Origin of the sequence: Bacillus sp. 123MFChir2, from assembly GCF_000383235.1 — a bacterium.
Classification (GTDB): Bacteria; Bacillota; Bacilli; order Bacillales; family Bacillaceae_G; genus Bacillus_A.
Genome location: NZ_KB910955.1, coordinates 20599 through 37013 on the forward strand (window position 1 = coordinate 20599; position 16415 = coordinate 37013).

Genomic DNA, 16415 nt, shown 5'->3' on the forward strand with positions numbered 1-16415 from the left:
TATTTTCATTCCTTTCGCTTTCGTTTCCAGGCGTTTACCAAGTGAGACCATGTGCTTCTAATGAATGGCATTGGGTCATCCCATGCAAACAAGGCAAATTCTTTTTTACCCCTCAATCCTTTATAAAAGTCTTTCCATGTCATTTCAGCTCTTTTTTTCTTATGACGAAATGTTAAATAATATCGAACAAAATAAATCCATTTAATACCGTCTATTTGTTTGAGTCTTGGCGTTGGATTTTGCTTTGTCAAATATAAATAGTACATGTAAACAAAGTCGATACCAGCTGGCCCCGTGAGACTATGAGTTAACCAAAAGCGCGGGTTTATTTCAATAAACTTATAAACACCATCCCGAGGATCCTTTTTAAACTCTGCCATAGCAATACCTTTAAGACCAATATTTCTAAAAAAAGGCAAACATATATCTATTAATTCTGGAACTTGTTTACTAATAATGTGCGCTCCTGTTCCAAATTCGGCTGGGAATTGATGATTTTTTTGTAAGGAAAATAACGCAAGCAACTCCATGTTTTCGTCATAAAATGTCGCAACTTTATAAAAGCATTGATTATCACCAGGAATAATTTCTTGAATTATGAGCTTTCCATGCTGCCGATATGATTGATACTCATTTCTAAGTTGATCTGCATTCTGAATGAGAATGGCCTTTTGGTTTATCTTTTTTCGAAACTCATGACCCAAAACTGGCTTTAATATACATGGAAAATCAACGTTTACTATTGCTTCTTCCAATTGTTCTTGTTTTGTAATTACATACGTTTTAGGACATGGAATATTATGTTTGACTGCTAGTTCATACGCCTTTTGTTTATTTAGTGTTTCTTCAATCAACGAATGTTCAGGGAACAAAAATAAAAAGTAGTTAGACAGCTCCATTCGATATTTTGAAATGAATACCACATAATCATCTGCACCTGTATATAAAACAGGTTTCACTTTAAATTCTTTAGCCAAGTTGATTAGAAAAGTTAGTAATTCTTTTTCTTCATACAAAGGGCTTGGGCATATTCCACAGGTAGCAAGACTTGATTTCCCTATTTTATAAGGCTTCTCTACATCAAATGCATAAACGCTAATTCCTTTTCTCGCCAAACTTCTAATAATCCCAATTCCATTTGCACTTAAATCTAGTACAACTGCCGCATGCTCATGATTCATTGAACTCTTCCTTACTTGAATCCTTTTTGTAGATGTTTTCAATGTTTGCTACCATCGTCTCCCTAGTTAAATACTTCTTAGCGAAATTTCTTGCGTTTTTACCCAACTGCTCTCTATCTTGCTGATTTGCAATAACAAACTGCAATGCGCGCGACAGTTTATTTGTATCTCCTGTATCAACAAGAATGCCTGTCTTAGAATCTTTAATTAGTTCAGGTATACCTCCCGATGGCGTCGAAATAACACAAACTCCGCTATGCATTGCCTCAATTATCGAAATTGGAAGGCTATCATTTAAAGTTGGAAGTACAAAAATATCAGTTTTACTTAAAATATCTGGCACATCGTCTCTTTGTCCTAAAAATTCCACCATGGAAAGATTCAAAGAATGAACCTGTTCTTCTAATTTCTCTCTCATCTCACCATCTCCGACAATAAGCAATTTAATTTTATCTTTATATTTGCTTTCCATCTGTGAAATGGCGTCAAGTAATACATTATGACCTTTTCTTGGTCCTAATCTAGCCACACATGTAATTACGATTTTCTTACGGGTTGAAGATGTATTTTTTGTTTGATACTTATCAGGATAATCAATACCTGTCAGTACAGTTGTCATTTTCTCTTGATTGGCCCCTAACTTCATTAACGGGCGCCGAAATGAATCACTGAGAATAATAAGGTGATCGGCAAATTCGATTGCTTTTCTTTCTAATGCCATATGGTAGAATTCTTCTACTGAATCCTTTTTAAACATGCCGAACTTTACACGATTGAAAGTAAACATTCCATGGGGAGTAAATATCATTTTTTTTCCATAATATTCATTAATTCTTCCTAATATATTGGCTGTAAACAAATCTTGCGCATGGAAGACATCATATTTTTTAAATTTGATATTTTCACGAATCGTTCTCTCGTATATATACATATTTCTTTGATTTTTGATAATTGTGCTATTATAACTTCCATATCGTTCTTTTAAAAAATTTTTCAACTCAGGAACAATCCCTTCGCGCAACCTCTCCACTTGACCGCTAGAAAAGTGATTAGGAGAGACAATATCAACGTGATGTCCTTGTCTTCTTAATCCTTCACTAAGCGCTGTAATATAATTAGATAGTCCGCCGGTATGAGGATAGTCCCAAAATGTAGCGATTAATATTGAAAGTTTCTTCTTTTTAGACCCCTTTGACTCTGTATAACGTTCTTCTGCTGTACTTTTCTTTTTTTGTAATGAATATGACTTAACTCCATAATATTTATCCAGTGTTTGGATTATATAAGGATAAGGGAACTCAAATCTCTTTTTCACTTCCAAACCCTCCTTATTACTTCAAACGCTTCGGCATATGGTACGCCAATCGTCATTCCTCTAACCCTTCCTAAATATTCAACTCCTTCGTATGAACGCGGATGAGGAAAATCTCTCATTTCTACATCATAATGTTTAAGCGCCGTAATCTTTGAATCTATTTGATCTGTAATATTGACAAAATAATTAGGCTTGAAAGATTTATCATTCGTGTGTATATTCCACTCACTAGAAGAAACGGTTTCAAATGTAATCAATTCTATGGGTTGTTGGTTTGGTAGAGGGCGAGTGGCAGTCAAAACCGCTTGAAAAGTAACATAGTGATCCATATTCAGATCTCCATAATGATGGGTGAAGATTTTGCTTGGTTTATAAATTTGTATAAATTGTTCAATTTCTTTTGTTAATTGATGTAATGGAATTAATTCTAACTCTAAATTAGCATGTTCTAGGAATATTACTTCTTCAATACCAATTTCTTTATTTGCACAGCGGCCTAGTTGCTGTATGTGATGCGCTTCCTCTTTTCTTCCTAGAGCAGTAATAATCGAAATTACTTGATGTCCTTCTTCTACTAATCTTTTTAAAGTACCGCCAGATCCTAATAACTCATCGTCGGGATGTGCGCCAATGACTAAAATACACTCTTTCATTAGTATTTTCACTCCTTGTACTACTTAATTTATGATTAATACCGCAAAAAGAAACTGTCATTAGCGGAAAACTTGTTTTTATTTATTACTAATAACCACTACTTCAGCCTTACATTTACATAGGCATTTCTCTCTATGTGATAAAAAAACTTTTCATCATTGATGAAAATCTTTTGCTAATCAGGCATATACTAATAGTTATCTTCCACGTTTATTCTGTAATTTTTAACGATTTTCAGAGAGGATCCTTATCACTCATGCATTGTAAAAAGAAGTAATCAAAAAAATATGACGGTAGCTTGAATACGAAAAAACATGAAGTATAAGGAAGTTCATGTTTTATTGACGCTTCATCCAAGTATTGTATATGGAAGGCTGTATATTTTTCACTTCTTTTAAAAAATCGTTTGCCAACCCAAATTTTTCAAACCCCTTTAATAACTTAATAGGAGCCTTTCTATCTAAAGTAAAAGCTCTTTTATGATCAATTACTTTTAACTGACCTTTTTTATCTATTAAAACATGTCTCACTTCCGTGTCCCATCTTGTAAAGCCTATCTTTTTCAATTCACTTAACATTATTAATATTTTTTCAGTTAAATCTCCTGTAATTTTTTTTTCTCTTTTCAAGTGACGAGCAAGTGAAATCCCACTTATATACTCCATAACAATATAATTTTCTCCATATTCATAAAGTCGTGGAATAACAGGTGAAGATTGTCCAATTTTAAGAGCCTTCAATTCTTTCTTTTGAGTTTCTTCTAGAAAATATATTTTCACACATTTATTATCGGCTAATTGATACACTTCCCCATCTTTTCCGCTCCCAATGAGATTATATTTTTCTATATCTCTTCTACTTACTCTTCTTTTATTAAAATATGCTTTCATTTTATTTCTCCTTAACTATAATTTTGGAATCGTTTCATCTCATATTCTATGATTCACCACTCGCATATGTACCCTAGATTAATATATATTTTTATAAATTGATTTCATTTAAAAAAAGATTAGCGGTTGAAGAATAGTGGAATTTCTTTGTTTTTTCAAGAGGCGTCCTACTAGCTGTGTTTTATTTCATTCTTATCATTTTTTCTAGTATTGGAATATTCATAGAAAGGTTACTTCATTTTTCTCTACATCTTAAGGAACGAATAGTGGAATAAACGAGGATTCCTTATTATTTATAGTATGGATGAGCATATATAGATGCAAATTGAAAAACTAGCATAAAAAACCCTTTTCTTTTTCGGTGGGCGAGAGCAACTGGCCATGCATAGAGGCGGTCAGTTCCTTTTCCTGCCACGGGCAAAGTTTAAAACAAAGATAGACAGCAAGTAGCAGACATGTTTTGTTCTGCATAGCAGCGACTTAGATGGTAAAAAGTCAATTTGTATTTATATATAATAATGGAGGTTTACTCTCGGTAATTGATGATAATAACACGAGTTGTCATGCTATCTTTGCAAATTTGTATTTCTATCCTTTTGTATCAGTATGACAAATCTGTACGATGAAGATGTTGGAGATTAACCTTCTTCTATGACATAAATGAGGAAATTAGAAAAACGTGTAGGCCAAATAGCACCACAGGAAGTTTAGAGAGGTTACTTTTTATTTTCTTTGGATGGAACACTTCTCCTGCATGAAGCAATTATGAACAGCTCACTAATCTCAAGTGAAACTGCAATCAGTGGATTCCTTTCCCCTTCACTGATTGCACGTAATCTATCTTTTTCAGTAGTATAAAAACAGCCGTTTTTCTTATAGCACCTATTTTGTTTTATTCTCTTGGTTATTCATTGAAGCCAATATTTGAATTTGCTGCTTCGCTTTCTTTAGAGCGGTATGAAAATAATTTTGTAATAGTAGTAAAGTCGTATGGTCAAAATAATATTGTTCTGATACACTCTCCCATGTCTTACTATTTATGAACGTATCCCACGTCATTTGGGAGTGTCCTCTTTTTTTAACCTCTTTAAATACCCATCTCTTCATTTTCTTTTTCCCCTTCTCAGTCAAAGAGCCATTTTTCACAAGGATAAGTTCCACATCTCTCTTATAACGTTTACGAATGTCTTTTTGCTTAGCTGCTGTGAGAAAAATATTTGCTGTGTTCTTGGCATCATCGAAGGCGCGATGTTGTTTTCCTTCCCATTCTAAATTCAATTGTGCTACTGCAAGTTTCAAACTGGGTGGATTTAAAAACAGTTCTTTATATGCATAAAATACAAATCTCTGCAGATCAAATCTTCTTTCTTTCCCAAGATCCGGACATTTCACATGATATCGTGTACAATCTTCTGTTAGAAATCCATAATCCTCTTTTCCCCACGTTACAAACATATAATCTTCTCCAAGAAATGTACGAAATCTCTCAATTACTTTTGGAAATTTTTCTGCATCTTTTACATCTTGCTTTGTAATTCCTGTTAATTTTGTTGTATGACGAGATAGGGATGCCGATGGCTTCACTAATGATGAAAAAACTTCGATGGTGCTCATTGTACTTGCTTCAATCTTGATGGCTCCGATATCAACTATTTCCGTTGGAGCATCTGATTGATAAGGTCTAAAATTCCGCTCAATATCAAATACAATATAATATTTTGGTTCATACATACCACATACCTCTTCCTTATCGCTTCTTAACAGTATATCCCTAATCTCTAATATGTATATCCGTTTTAATTTTCCGACACATAAGTCACTGACCGTTTCTATGCGCAGGCAGATGCTCTCGTCCCTCCTAAAAAGAAGGTTTTTATGTCAGTGTTTTCACTTGTATATATATTAGTGTTAATACTTACTCACATTTAGGGTATTAAAAAAGAGAAGGGAGTTCCCTTCTCTTTCACTTCAATTATTTTTTTACTACGTTAGTAGCTTGTGGTCCACGGTTACCTTGTTCAACTTCGAAAGTAACTTCTTGACCTTCTTCTAAAGTTTTGAAGCCGTCGCCTTGGATAGCTGAGAAGTGAACGAATACGTCTTCTCCACCTTCAACTTCGATGAAACCGAAACCTTTGTCAGCGTTAAACCATTTTACTTTACCGTTTTGCATGAAAAAATCCTCCTAAAATATGTACTTTAACGTACATGTCCATTTTCAACCATTTTACAAATAATCATTAGCTATAAAAAAACTGTAACCCAGAGAAGATTTAACATTGCTATCCCCTCTGAAGTTACAGCTTATTTAAATCTCTATGGTATTAAAAGTAAAATGGTTTAACTTCACTATACACCTTTATTAACGTAAATGCAAATTTTTATTTTTAAATTTATGCATTAGATGCCCTAACACTCGTTACTTCATATAAAAAATGACGAGAACGAATCATTAACTCTGTTTTTTTCTCTACTTTGTCTATGTCTTTCTATATGAGATTCACTTATTTTTCCGTCATTATTAATCTGACCGTTTTTATTATAATTTAACGATACACTTTCATATTTCCCTCTTGCCAAATTGTTTATATCATCATACTGTAAAGGAATCTACGCTAATTAAATAAGAAGTGATTGCACCACAAAAAACTAAAAGCTGAATTATTTAAGAGGAGTTTTCAGAATGAAAAAACATCTAAAACGAGCAATAAAAATATCCTCCATTTTATTACTTGTTTTCATTGTAGTTGGTGCTGGTGTTTTATTTGGTACGCCATATGGACATAAATTACGTGTAATTGCTGCGGAAAGCATCTTAACTTCACAACATCGTGATCTGGCAAAATTCACTTTATTATCTCAACAAGAATTGAATGGAATTTCAAATTCTATTAATAATCCAAAGTGGAAAAACAGTCAATCCGATGGGCTGCAAAAATTAACAAAACAACAATTAGAAGCAAAAAAGCATATGCCGCTTCATGTGAACATCGAAACCATCCAAAAAAAATATGAGGATCATTATTTCAAAGGTAAACTCATGACAATTAGTAATCCTCTTAATGTAAAGCTTGTAACACAACAAGGTACACAAGGTAGCGATGTTGGTGAGAAAATTTATGTGATGGCTAAGCGGAATCACGCACTTGCTGCGGTAAATGCAAGCGGATTTTCAGATGAAACTGGACATGGTGGCGGTAAAGTTGGTCTAGGTATTGTAATCGAAAACGGACAAATTATTCATACGCCTCAAAATGAGAATACACCAGCTATTATTACTGGTTTAACAAAATACGGACAAATGATAACCGGCAACTACTCTGCACAGCAATTGTTAAATAAAAACATTGTTTCTGCAGCCGGTTTTATGCCCCAACTTATCGTAAATGACGAAAAAATGCTTACAAATGACGGTGGCTGGGGATATGGCCCGAGAAGCATTATGGCTCAAAAGAAAGATGGTTCAATTATGTTTCTTATCGTAGATGGTAGACAACCGCACAGCATCGGAGCTTCTTTAAAAGATTGTCAGGATCTTTTATATGACAAAGGTGCTGAAAACGCGATGGCTATGGATGGCGGTTCTTCTGCAACTATGTATGCCTTAGGAGATATATTAAACATCCCTTCTACTCTTTCTCATAAGTCTCGTTACCTTCCAAATTGTTGGATTGTAACTACTAATAAAGATCAAAAAGTAGATGTTACAATTGACGGTCACCCGGCAGAAGCTTCGAAGATTGCGGAAGTTATAGGAACATCTGCTGTTGCTTCTAACGAAACAAAGAGCAGCTAAGTATCCTACAGGTACTTAACTGCTCTTTTCCGTTTCATTCATGCTGCTATTATTTATTTTTTGAAGATACCAAATGGCTTACCAACTGGTAATACAACTTTTCCAAAATGTATGTTTAATACTGCTGCTGCTGATCCGTAGAATGAAAGCAGTGAAATAAGCAATTCAGAAATTGCTGCTAATTTATGCATTGCATGCGGCATAACACCTAAAGTACTAAATGAAAGGCCTATAAATAAGAAATCAATAAGTACAAAAATCGTAAATAATACTTTATGTGTTTCCATTGCGCCAATTGTCATAAATAAGCTAAAAATTAAGTACCCAACAAATGCTACTCCAAGTTGTTTTGGATCCACAGTTGCTGCTAATTTCTCACCAAATACGCCAAGTTGAATTAGCCATGACGTACCAACGCCAAACCAAAATAATGCAAATCCACCAAACGCTGTTGTACCAAATGTATTATTGTGCTTTGCATCGTTAATACAAGCAAATAATTGAGCAAAACCTCCTAAGAAGATCGCCCATGGCAATACAAATGAAACACCACTTGTTAAGCCAAGTTTTTGTGAGGACGCAACAAGTGTAACCATTGCAAGTCCAAATAATCCTAGTGCAGACGGATCTGCTGTTGTCATTTTCACATGATGTGTAGTTTGCTTTTCCATAAAACCCTCCTGATTTAAAAACATACTTGAATACAATACTGAAATTAAAGGGTACTGTCAATCTTTTTTATTTTATTTCTATACATTACATATTTCCATATATCTGATATACATATTCCCCTATTTCAAACGGTTTAATATTTATATGTAATAGCTCCTTGATTGAAATCCACATCGGAATATATTTGCCACGCCCTCTATCATTTTCTAAATATTCCTCACCTTTCCCATTACCAAATATACCGCCTATAATGCTCGCTTCATAAAAATACTGTATCCCATTGTAGCTCACCTTCTTTGCTAACTGCTTGATTTGTATATGTACCCCAAGTTCTTCATATACTTCTCTAACTGTTGCTTCTTCTGAGGTTTCTCCTCCCTCAATTCCACCACCTGGAAAAACATAGTAAACATCTTTATCCCGAATGCGCTTTATTAGAGCTAATTTTCCTTCTTGTACAATAATTGCTGCACCTCGATCTCGCATTCTTAAAACACCCCCACATAATATTATTTTTTTATCTATTTCCGCCTGTTTCAGCAACTACATTTATTATTAAGACACAACTTCTATCAATGAAAATCCCCTTCATCACTTCTCTCCATATAATAGTAAGGTTGTCCTTCAATAACGAAGAAAAAACTAGACCCCATCGTCTAGTTTTATAAAGAAGATCGTAAAAATCCAAAACGCATAGCATGCTCTAGTTCATCTGTCATCGCTCGGAAAAAAACATCTCGAACTGCTAAGTTTTGCGTTATCAAATAAGCATTCCGATAGTCTTCATACGCTTCTAGTTCATCTTCATACGCACGTTCTAGTCCCTCTTTATAAGAGGAATATTGCGTTTGTACCACTTGATACGTTGGCTGTTGCCCCGTTAATGTTGTAAACAATTGTATAAACTGCTGTAAATGCACTTTTTCATCCTCTAATGCATGTGAAATATCTTTTTTATGTTTCGCATTAGGTGCTTCGTTTACAAGCCGACTATAAAAATCAATTGCAGCAGTTTCCCCTTGAATCGCTTCTAAAATTGCTTGCGATACTTGTTTATAAGTTCCTTCGTTTACTCGATAAAATTGATTATACGAGTTAGGATTTACATAGTACATACCTACTCCCCCTCAAAACAATTCATTACTATATTGTATGTAGAGGTAATTATTTCGTTCAGTTTCGTTTCGCTTATGAAAAAGAATGCTTTATACTACATGTAAATTTAGTGGCGCCGATGTTACTCTCTTCAGCATTTATAAAGCACACGAAAGACTGGAACGTAGATAAACGTATTATTAACATCTCTTCTGGTGCTGCCCAAAATCCGTACTTCGGCTGGGCGGCATATTGCACAACGAAGGCTGGTGTAAATATGCTTACGAAATGTATTGCACTAGAAGAAACGGACAAAAAATACCCAGTAAAAGTTATTTCTTTTGCCCCAGGTTGTAGTAGATATAGAGATGCAATCAGAAATTAGACAAACACCAAAAGAAGATTTTATTCAAGTGGAACGTTTCTTATCTTTAAAAGAAAAAGATCATTTACTTTCACCAAATTATGTAGCAAAGTCCGTTATTGATTTATTAGAAACAAATCACTTCGATCAAGGTGGTATTATACGTATTGATGAACAATAAAAAAAACTCGTTAATAGCGAGTTTTTTTAATGCTTAGATTCTAAAAATAATAGAACAGACTCCGTTATTAATTCATAACCAATTTCTTTATATATTTTGTTAGATGTAGGATTTGCTAAATCAGTATATAATGAAGTCATTTCATATCCATTATCCAACATACGTTGACTTAGTGCTGATACACAATTGAAAGCATAACCTTTTTTACGTTCTGCCTCCGGAGTATATACAAAATTAATTGTGATATTACATTTCGTCGGCCTTGTGACTGCAGCCATTGAAACTAATCGCCCTTCCACTTCCCATCCAAACAGACGCTGACTTTCAATTAATTCAGCAGCAGTATGCACCGCTTCTTCCTTTGTGATCGCTAAATTTACGTCTTCACAAAAGTGGTATACCCAATCTTCAATTACATCTTTTTCTTTTAATTCAACTCGGCGAAAAATTCCATTGCTTTCAGCCTTCTTCTTAACATACCTTAATCCGTATACACCTTGATTCATTTTGACCTGGATCAACTTATTTTGAAGACTTGCAAGTTGTTCTGCTAAATGCTCTACCACTTGTTTTTCTCCAATTAATCCAGGTACATCAGGATATGCAATCGATAGTTGCTGTGCAAGCTCTCTAATATCATTTTTTGCTAAAGGCGCAGATTTCGCTACAATTACTTGACGCTGATGTGTTTGAAGCATAACAAATACAAGATCCTTCCCTTTTACAGCTGTTGCCATGAATAACGGGAGCTGAGGGGATTGTAACACACCCAGTATCAAATTATTCTCTTGCTCATATGTTTCTAAAAAAGGAAGGACATCATTTTTAAATTGCGTGAAATTTGTATATATGTGAAGTCGTATCACTATAATCTCTTCTTTCTTTTCTAAATATATAGTGATATATTAGCGATTCATGGGGGAAATCCTTCTTTCTTTTATGAGTTTACAATATCTGTAACAATTATGTTAACTTGTGTTTCAGCTTCACTAAGCTGCCTCTTCACATCCGCTAACTTTTGTTTCTGATTTGTAACATTCTCTTTTCTTTCTCTAATCATCCGTTGCATTTGTTCGCAGCTTGGTCCTCCGTAAACGTTTCTTCTTGCAACAAATGAATGAGGTGAAATCATTTCCTTCCACTCTTCTTCTGTTAGTACAACCTGTAGTTCATTTTGTAAATATACATTAATATCGACTAGGTTTAGTTCCTGTAAATCTTTTTTCTGTTCTTCCGAAAATTTTGCTATATAACTAGCTGCGTGGTGGGCACGGCGAAATGGGACATCATACTTCCGAGTTAATGAATCAGCTAATTCAGTTATCGTAATCGCATGCCTATTTGCACGACTTTGCAAAATTTCCTTTTCAACTTTCATTGTACGTACCACCGCATTCATTAAAGAAACAACTCGAATTGCTTTTTCAAATCCTTCATATAAATGCGGCTGTAAATCATCTTCTGTATCGACTATATCTCCAAATGGAGTATTATGAATCATTTGAAAAACTGTAAACGCTTCTCCCCAAATACTACTTGCAAGAGATCTTGCATGTTCAATTGATACTGGGTTACGTTTTTGCGGCATAATGCTACTAATTTGCACATACGGATCTGCAACTGTAATGCCACTGTATTCTTTCGTAGTTAATAATAAAAAGTCTTGGAGCCATCTACTTGTATTTGTCATCATTATCATAAGTGCACTACTTGTTTCTAATAAATAATCAGTACTTGCAATCGCGTCATAAGAATTTTCAATTACTTTTGAAAAACCAAGAAGATCCGCAACCCGTTTTCGGTTAATTGGAAAGCTTGTTGTAGCAAGTGCTGCCGCTCCTAGCGGAGATTGATTTACAGCACGATAAGCTCTCCATAAACGCTCAGTATCCCGCCCCATCATATCATAAATGGCAAGCAAATAGTGCCCAAACGTTGTTGGCTGTGCTGGTTGTGTATGCGTATATGCCGGCATTATTGTTTCCATATGCTCTTTAGCCTGCCCTAAAATGCCATCTTGCAATAACATAAAATGTTCGATGTATCGTAGTAAATAACGTCGTAAGGTCATCCGATACATCGCTACACCCATATCATTTCGGCTTCGTCCAATATGCATATTGCTAATACTATCACTGTCTGCTTCTTTTTGAATGAGATGCTCAACTAGAAAAAAGAGATCTTCATATTCTTCACTATATACAAGCTTGTCTAATGAGATCGTTTTTACTTTTTCTACTGCCACTACTATTTTTTTAGTATCTTGTTTTTTTAACAACCCCTCTTCTTCCAACATAATGACATGTGCATGGTGAATACGAAACATGTCCTCTAATAAATACTTTTTCTGAAAACAGAATATGTGTTGCAGTATACAATCTGCATATGTCTTACCAGGAAAGGTTACTCCTTCCCGTTGCATAAACTCCTTGTTCCCCTCCGGCATTTCAAATAGCTCCCCTCGTCTATTAATTATTAATCATCATACCCACCTACTTAAAATAATGTGTTTATCCAATGAAAAAAACCGATGCATACACATCGGTTTTACTTAATAATAGTTGCTTTATATTTATCACTTTGTAATATTTGAAAATGCAAATTAAGTAAATGTTTACGTAATTCAGTACTGTCGTCTTCATTTACATCATTTGCCAAAAAGACAATTTCTGTACAGTTCCCCTGTTTGTCTGTTGCATATACAGCTTTAGATAAAGACCATGGTGTATAGCCATTTTTTTGACCAGCATGTCGAAAAACTTGGCGGTATTTTTTCCCTTGCATATCTGATTCTACAAGTTGTGCCCATTCTTTCTCTTCTTCTTTTGAAAGACCTCTCTTATGATTTGCTTTCTCTAATAAAATCATATAGTCATTCGCAGAAGCGGCTGGAAATCTATCTGACCAGATTTTTTCATACTTTTCTCCTAAGAAAAGCGGAATTTCATTTTGCAACTGTGAGCCTTTTTGCTTTAAACGTTCATGCATTAACATTGCATATTTATGATATTCTTCTTGTGACATGTTTTTTAATTTATTTTCTAGCTGCTGTTTTGGAACATGTAATTCCTTGTGTAAATATCCTGGAATATACAAAGACGCAACGATTGGAAATAATGGCTGATGTGATGGTAATGCTAGTTTATTTATATTTCCATTAATATTGTCGATACCAAGACGATCCATTAAATACTCTGTATTTGCATTTGAGCTAAATTTCATCATTCCTCTTGCAATATCTTCAATCGTAACAGCATTTTCCTCTATGAGTCCTTTTTTCATTAAAACTTTTTGCCATCTTTCATGAGCACCGCCATCTGTCTTTGGAATATAATAGCGATTCACATCATCCAATGATATAAGCTCATTCGGATCAATTTTCCCTTCTCCTATCTGCTTTGTGAACTCCAATGCTACAATAAGCTTCATCGTACTCGCTACAGGTAATACAACATTAGGGTTTACAGAGTACACCAATTTATCATTTCGTTTTACTAACAATGCGCTGTTTTTTTGCTCTTTATTTTCTTCTACAAATGACGCAACATACTGCGCATCATCATAATTTGAACTCCATACTTTTTTTACCAAAAAATTTCCTGAGATAATAAATGCGAATAAACCAATTATTCCCACACACAATCCAATTGTTCTCAAATGGAATTCCTCTCCTAAACTATATCTTGTAATCTATTATATATAATTCATACGCAAAACAATAGAGGCGATCTGTAATAAGATCGCCTCTATTGTAACTTGTAAACTTGCATATTGTCTATGTCATAATACGAATAAAATCTTCAAGAAATCGTTTGTAATGTAATTCCCACCCAATTCTCACCCAATTTTTCATCGCCTCAGCACTTGACTGCGGTCTAAAATCAGCTATACTTTCCCCTTTTGCAAGACCATCTACATCAACTTGAACTCGGCGATATACATATTCCATCAAAGAAGGATTGCCGACGGCCATCATCGTGACAACATCATGAATTGGACTTCCTCCTATTTTAGGATTTAATTTTTTATAAGCTCCGTAATAATAATTAAAAATTGGTTCAATCAATTTATTAAAATTTGTTTTTGTTTTCTTTGCAATATATGTAACAGTTTTAGGAGTAATGATCGCTTCATTCGTTACATTTAGCGGGATTAACGTAACATGTTCCGCATATTGCATAACTAAATTCGAAGCAATTGCATCTCCGTGAAAATTTGCTTCTGCAACAGGAGTAACATTGCCCGGAACAAGAAATCCTCCCCCCATTATGTAATACTCTTTTACATTTTTCATCAGTTCTTTCTCTAAAATAAAAGCCGTTGCTAGGCTTGTTGAGCGCCCCGCATCAACGATAATTAACTCTCCTTTGTACCTTTTAATAAGCTCAAATATTTCACAAAACGGCTTCACATTTGCTTTAATCGTTTCAGGTGGACGAATAGGGCCTAATCCTTCTTGCCCATGTATTTCTGGATAATATGTTATAAACTCTCCCGATAAAGGAATCCTTGCCCCATTAATAATTGGAATATCTTCTCTTCCAGCTATTTGTAATAAATATGCCGCATTATTCGTCGCTTGTTCCTGCGTAACATTTCCATACCCAGTTACAATGCCAACAATATCAATATCAGGATGTAATAAACCGTATATAATTGCCAATGAGTCATCAATACCTGGATCTCCAAGAAACAGTACTTTTTTCAAGGCATTCAACTCCATCCTATCAATTGCTATTACTATATGAACGGAAAAAAGTGTACAGAAGTAAATTATAAGCATTTTTTATTTAATGCCAAAAAATATTATAAACAAATGACGAATCACTTATAATAAATAAAAGACAATACATATAAAATATGTATTGCCGTGTAATTAATTTTAAATGAACTTAGCTAAGACCTTTGGAAAAGTTTCAATTGTTTCATATAATCAATAGCCTTCGTTTTATTCTTTTGTTCAGAAACATATTCTGCCTCGTTTTTAAATCTATAGTAGTTATTAAAACTTTCCTCTGACAAAACGCCTTCAGAAATCGCTTTTTTAACTGCACAATTCGGTTCACTTGTATGAGAACAATCAGAAAACTTGCATTTTAAAGATAATTCCAATATCTCCTCAAAGCCATTATCTAAGTCTTCTACAGAATCAATTATTTCAAATACTTTTTTATTCAATTTCATTTCCCTCGTTATTATACGTTAATAATGGTTCGTACATCATTATAGCGTGATTCTCCGTTACATATTGATCTTCTACAAACTGTTTCTGTTGGCTATATACTCTACGTTGGATAACATTGTGTCGTATATAACCACCCCAGTATGCAGATTGGATTGAGTGTTCTTTTTCATAAACTTCATATTGATAAAGCTGCGGATAGGCTGTTCTCCATTCACCAACTAAATGTTTATCTGTGATATAAAGGTGAAGTTGATACGATTGGTCCGTTTCATTTTTAATTTGTAAGTCTAAATAATTATAGGAACAAGTCGCTCCGCTTCCAAACGGCTGGGTCCGCTTGGAATCAGGAAAAACATCAAAGCTATGACGATATCGCTCTGTTACTGTCAATGGTGTATGTAAGGTCATCCAATATATTAAATTTGAAAGCTGACAAAGTCCCCCTCCAATGCCTGCTTGAAAAGATCCATAGTGTAATATCATACCTTCTACATACCCTTTTCTCCTAGTAGGCTTACCTATTAAACGCCAGTAAGAGAATGTTTCTCCTGGTCTAATGACGATACCATCTAGCTGTTTAATGGCAATCTTTAAATTAACAATTTTATTCTGTTGATACCACATATCTACATCCTTGAGCTTACGAAGTAGTATTGTTCGGTGCTGAATCGCTGTACAGGGTAACTTTTCTTGTTGTAAAGTTTTTGCGTATGTTTTTCCGTCTGCTAACCACTGGATGTACCTCTTTGTAGAGTAATACCATGTTCCTAGCATAATACGATACTTAGACCGCTGTTTAGGACGTAAGTTCACTATATTCATTTTACCCCCCCTTTTTTCCTAATTATACCATTAAAGAAAAATGATGTACTGTATACTTTTGGATGTATATCCTATACACGGGGTAGCATCACATGCCCATCAACCTAAGCTTTTGAAATATCCCCAAAACGAAAATTTTGTCTCTTCACAATTATATATAAGAATTTAGTTTGTTTTTAGTTTTGGAAAATAGTCGGCCAGTTTAAAAAATGTTTTAGACTAGAAAAAAAAGTATTAGATAGTGAATATAGAATTTACAA

At 34.3% G+C, this 16415-nt stretch carries 16 protein-coding genes and 1 pseudogene; 2 read left to right on the forward strand and 15 right to left on the reverse strand.

Going from position 1 to position 16415, the window contains the following annotated elements:
* Positions 1 to 5 precede the first annotated feature (5 nt).
* The 6 genes from H280_RS0115705 to cspD form a co-directional block, all read right to left on the reverse strand.
* Complete coding sequence (locus H280_RS0115705; RefSeq protein WP_020062096.1) at positions 6 to 1181, reverse strand: carboxylate--amine ligase; 1176 nt, start codon at positions 1179 to 1181, stop codon at positions 6 to 8.
* On the reverse strand, positions 1171 to 2496 hold the full coding sequence (locus tag H280_RS0115710) for a glycosyltransferase family 4 protein (protein ID WP_020062097.1): 1326 nt from the start codon (positions 2494 to 2496) through the stop codon (positions 1171 to 1173). Before H280_RS0115710 ends, H280_RS0115705 begins: the two co-directional genes overlap by 11 nt.
* Positions 2493 to 3149 (reverse strand): PIG-L deacetylase family protein, encoded by a 657-nt coding sequence (locus H280_RS0115715; RefSeq protein WP_020062098.1) that lies wholly within the window; start codon positions 3147 to 3149, stop codon positions 2493 to 2495. Before H280_RS0115715 ends, H280_RS0115710 begins: the two co-directional genes overlap by 4 nt.
* 339 nt (positions 3150 to 3488) lie before the next feature.
* Positions 3489 to 4040 (reverse strand): AarF/UbiB family protein, encoded by a 552-nt coding sequence (locus H280_RS0115720; protein WP_020062099.1) that lies wholly within the window; start codon positions 4038 to 4040, stop codon positions 3489 to 3491.
* An 882-nt stretch (positions 4041 to 4922) separates the two neighbouring features.
* Positions 4923 to 5771, reverse strand: coding sequence for an exonuclease (locus tag H280_RS0115725; RefSeq protein ID WP_020062100.1), 849 nt, complete (start codon positions 5769 to 5771; stop codon positions 4923 to 4925).
* Positions 5772 to 6012: 241 nt separating this feature from the next.
* Positions 6013 to 6213 (reverse strand): cold-shock protein CspD, encoded by a 201-nt coding sequence (gene cspD, locus H280_RS0115730; protein ID WP_020062101.1) that lies wholly within the window; start codon positions 6211 to 6213, stop codon positions 6013 to 6015.
* Positions 6214 to 6723: 510 nt separating this feature from the next.
* Between cspD and H280_RS0115735 the strand changes: the two genes are divergently transcribed.
* Positions 6724 to 7836 (forward strand): phosphodiester glycosidase family protein, encoded by a 1113-nt coding sequence (locus H280_RS0115735; protein ID WP_020062102.1) that lies wholly within the window; start codon positions 6724 to 6726, stop codon positions 7834 to 7836.
* Positions 7837 to 7889: 53 nt separating this feature from the next.
* Here the strand turns inward: H280_RS0115735 and H280_RS0115740 are convergent, their stop codons facing one another.
* From H280_RS0115740 to H280_RS0115750, 3 genes are all read right to left on the reverse strand, one after another.
* Complete coding sequence (locus H280_RS0115740; RefSeq protein WP_020062103.1) at positions 7890 to 8507, reverse strand: acetate uptake transporter; 618 nt, start codon at positions 8505 to 8507, stop codon at positions 7890 to 7892.
* Positions 8508 to 8592: 85 nt separating this feature from the next.
* Positions 8593 to 8994 carry an NUDIX hydrolase gene (locus H280_RS0115745; protein WP_020062104.1) on the reverse strand — a complete coding sequence of 134 codons (402 nt, stop codon included), beginning with the start codon at positions 8992 to 8994 and terminating at the stop codon, positions 8593 to 8595.
* Between the two features lie 176 nt (positions 8995 to 9170).
* The gene (locus H280_RS0115750; protein WP_020062105.1) at positions 9171 to 9623 is read right to left on the reverse strand and encodes a ferritin family protein; all 453 of its coding nucleotides are present in this window, start codon (positions 9621 to 9623) and stop codon (positions 9171 to 9173) included.
* 77 nt (positions 9624 to 9700) lie between these two features.
* Between H280_RS0115750 and H280_RS25220 the strand changes: the two are divergent.
* Positions 9701 to 10148: pseudogene (locus tag H280_RS25220) on the forward strand (SDR family NAD(P)-dependent oxidoreductase); the annotation flags it as partial.
* 26 nt (positions 10149 to 10174) lie between these two features.
* Here H280_RS25220 and H280_RS0115765 read toward each other — a convergent pair.
* The 6 genes from H280_RS0115765 to H280_RS0115790 all read right to left on the reverse strand — a co-directional run bounded on the left by H280_RS0115765 (position 10175) and on the right by H280_RS0115790 (position 16155).
* A complete protein-coding gene (locus H280_RS0115765; RefSeq protein ID WP_020062106.1) occupies positions 10175 to 11014 on the reverse strand; it encodes a GNAT family N-acetyltransferase in 840 nt (279 codons plus the stop codon).
* Positions 11015 to 11085: 71 nt separating this feature from the next.
* Positions 11086 to 12594: an argininosuccinate lyase gene (gene argH, locus H280_RS0115770; RefSeq protein WP_020062107.1), complete on the reverse strand. Its 1509-nt coding sequence runs from the start codon at positions 12592 to 12594 to the stop codon at positions 11086 to 11088.
* Positions 12595 to 12695: 101 nt separating this feature from the next.
* Positions 12696 to 13796, reverse strand: a complete 1101-nt coding sequence (locus H280_RS0115775) for a serine hydrolase (protein WP_442852828.1) — start codon at positions 13794 to 13796, stop codon at positions 12696 to 12698.
* A gap of 127 nt (positions 13797 to 13923) precedes the next feature.
* On the reverse strand, positions 13924 to 14871 hold the full coding sequence (locus tag H280_RS0115780) for a nucleoside hydrolase (RefSeq protein WP_034303898.1): 948 nt from the start codon (positions 14869 to 14871) through the stop codon (positions 13924 to 13926).
* A gap of 173 nt (positions 14872 to 15044) precedes the next feature.
* On the reverse strand, positions 15045 to 15332 hold the full coding sequence (locus H280_RS0115785) for a hypothetical protein (RefSeq protein WP_020062110.1): 288 nt from the start codon (positions 15330 to 15332) through the stop codon (positions 15045 to 15047).
* Complete coding sequence (locus tag H280_RS0115790) at positions 15319 to 16155, reverse strand: VanW family protein (RefSeq protein WP_020062111.1); 837 nt, start codon at positions 16153 to 16155, stop codon at positions 15319 to 15321. The genes H280_RS0115785 and H280_RS0115790 overlap by 14 nt, the downstream gene beginning before the upstream one ends.
* Positions 16156 to 16415: the final 260 nt, after the last annotated feature.

Excerpts from the sequence above, each read along its gene's own strand:
- H280_RS0115720 (WP_020062099.1), bottom strand. The coding sequence starts at position 4,040 with ATGAAAGCATATTTTAATAAAAGAAGAGTAAGTAGAAGAGATATAGAA.
- H280_RS0115705 (WP_020062096.1), bottom strand. The coding sequence starts at position 1,181 with ATGAATCATGAGCATGCGGCAGTTGTACTAGATTTAAGTGCAAATGGA.
- H280_RS0115785 (WP_020062110.1), bottom strand. The coding sequence starts at position 15,332 with ATGAAATTGAATAAAAAAGTATTTGAAATAATTGATTCTGTAGAAGAC.
- H280_RS0115780 (WP_034303898.1), bottom strand. The coding sequence starts at position 14,871 with ATGGAGTTGAATGCCTTGAAAAAAGTACTGTTTCTTGGAGATCCAGGT.
- argH (WP_020062107.1), bottom strand. The coding sequence starts at position 12,594 with ATGCCGGAGGGGAACAAGGAGTTTATGCAACGGGAAGGAGTAACCTTT.
- H280_RS0115790 (WP_020062111.1), bottom strand. The coding sequence starts at position 16,155 with ATGAATATAGTGAACTTACGTCCTAAACAGCGGTCTAAGTATCGTATT.
- H280_RS0115750 (WP_020062105.1), bottom strand. The coding sequence starts at position 9,623 with ATGTACTATGTAAATCCTAACTCGTATAATCAATTTTATCGAGTAAAC.
- H280_RS0115725 (WP_020062100.1), bottom strand. The coding sequence starts at position 5,771 with ATGTATGAACCAAAATATTATATTGTATTTGATATTGAGCGGAATTTT.
- H280_RS0115745 (WP_020062104.1), bottom strand. The coding sequence starts at position 8,994 with ATGCGAGATCGAGGTGCAGCAATTATTGTACAAGAAGGAAAATTAGCT.
- cspD (WP_020062101.1), bottom strand. The coding sequence starts at position 6,213 with ATGCAAAACGGTAAAGTAAAATGGTTTAACGCTGACAAAGGTTTCGGT.
- H280_RS0115735 (WP_020062102.1), top strand. The coding sequence starts at position 6,724 with ATGAAAAAACATCTAAAACGAGCAATAAAAATATCCTCCATTTTATTA.
- H280_RS0115715 (WP_020062098.1), bottom strand. The coding sequence starts at position 3,149 with ATGAAAGAGTGTATTTTAGTCATTGGCGCACATCCCGACGATGAGTTA.
- H280_RS0115740 (WP_020062103.1), bottom strand. The coding sequence starts at position 8,507 with ATGGAAAAGCAAACTACACATCATGTGAAAATGACAACAGCAGATCCG.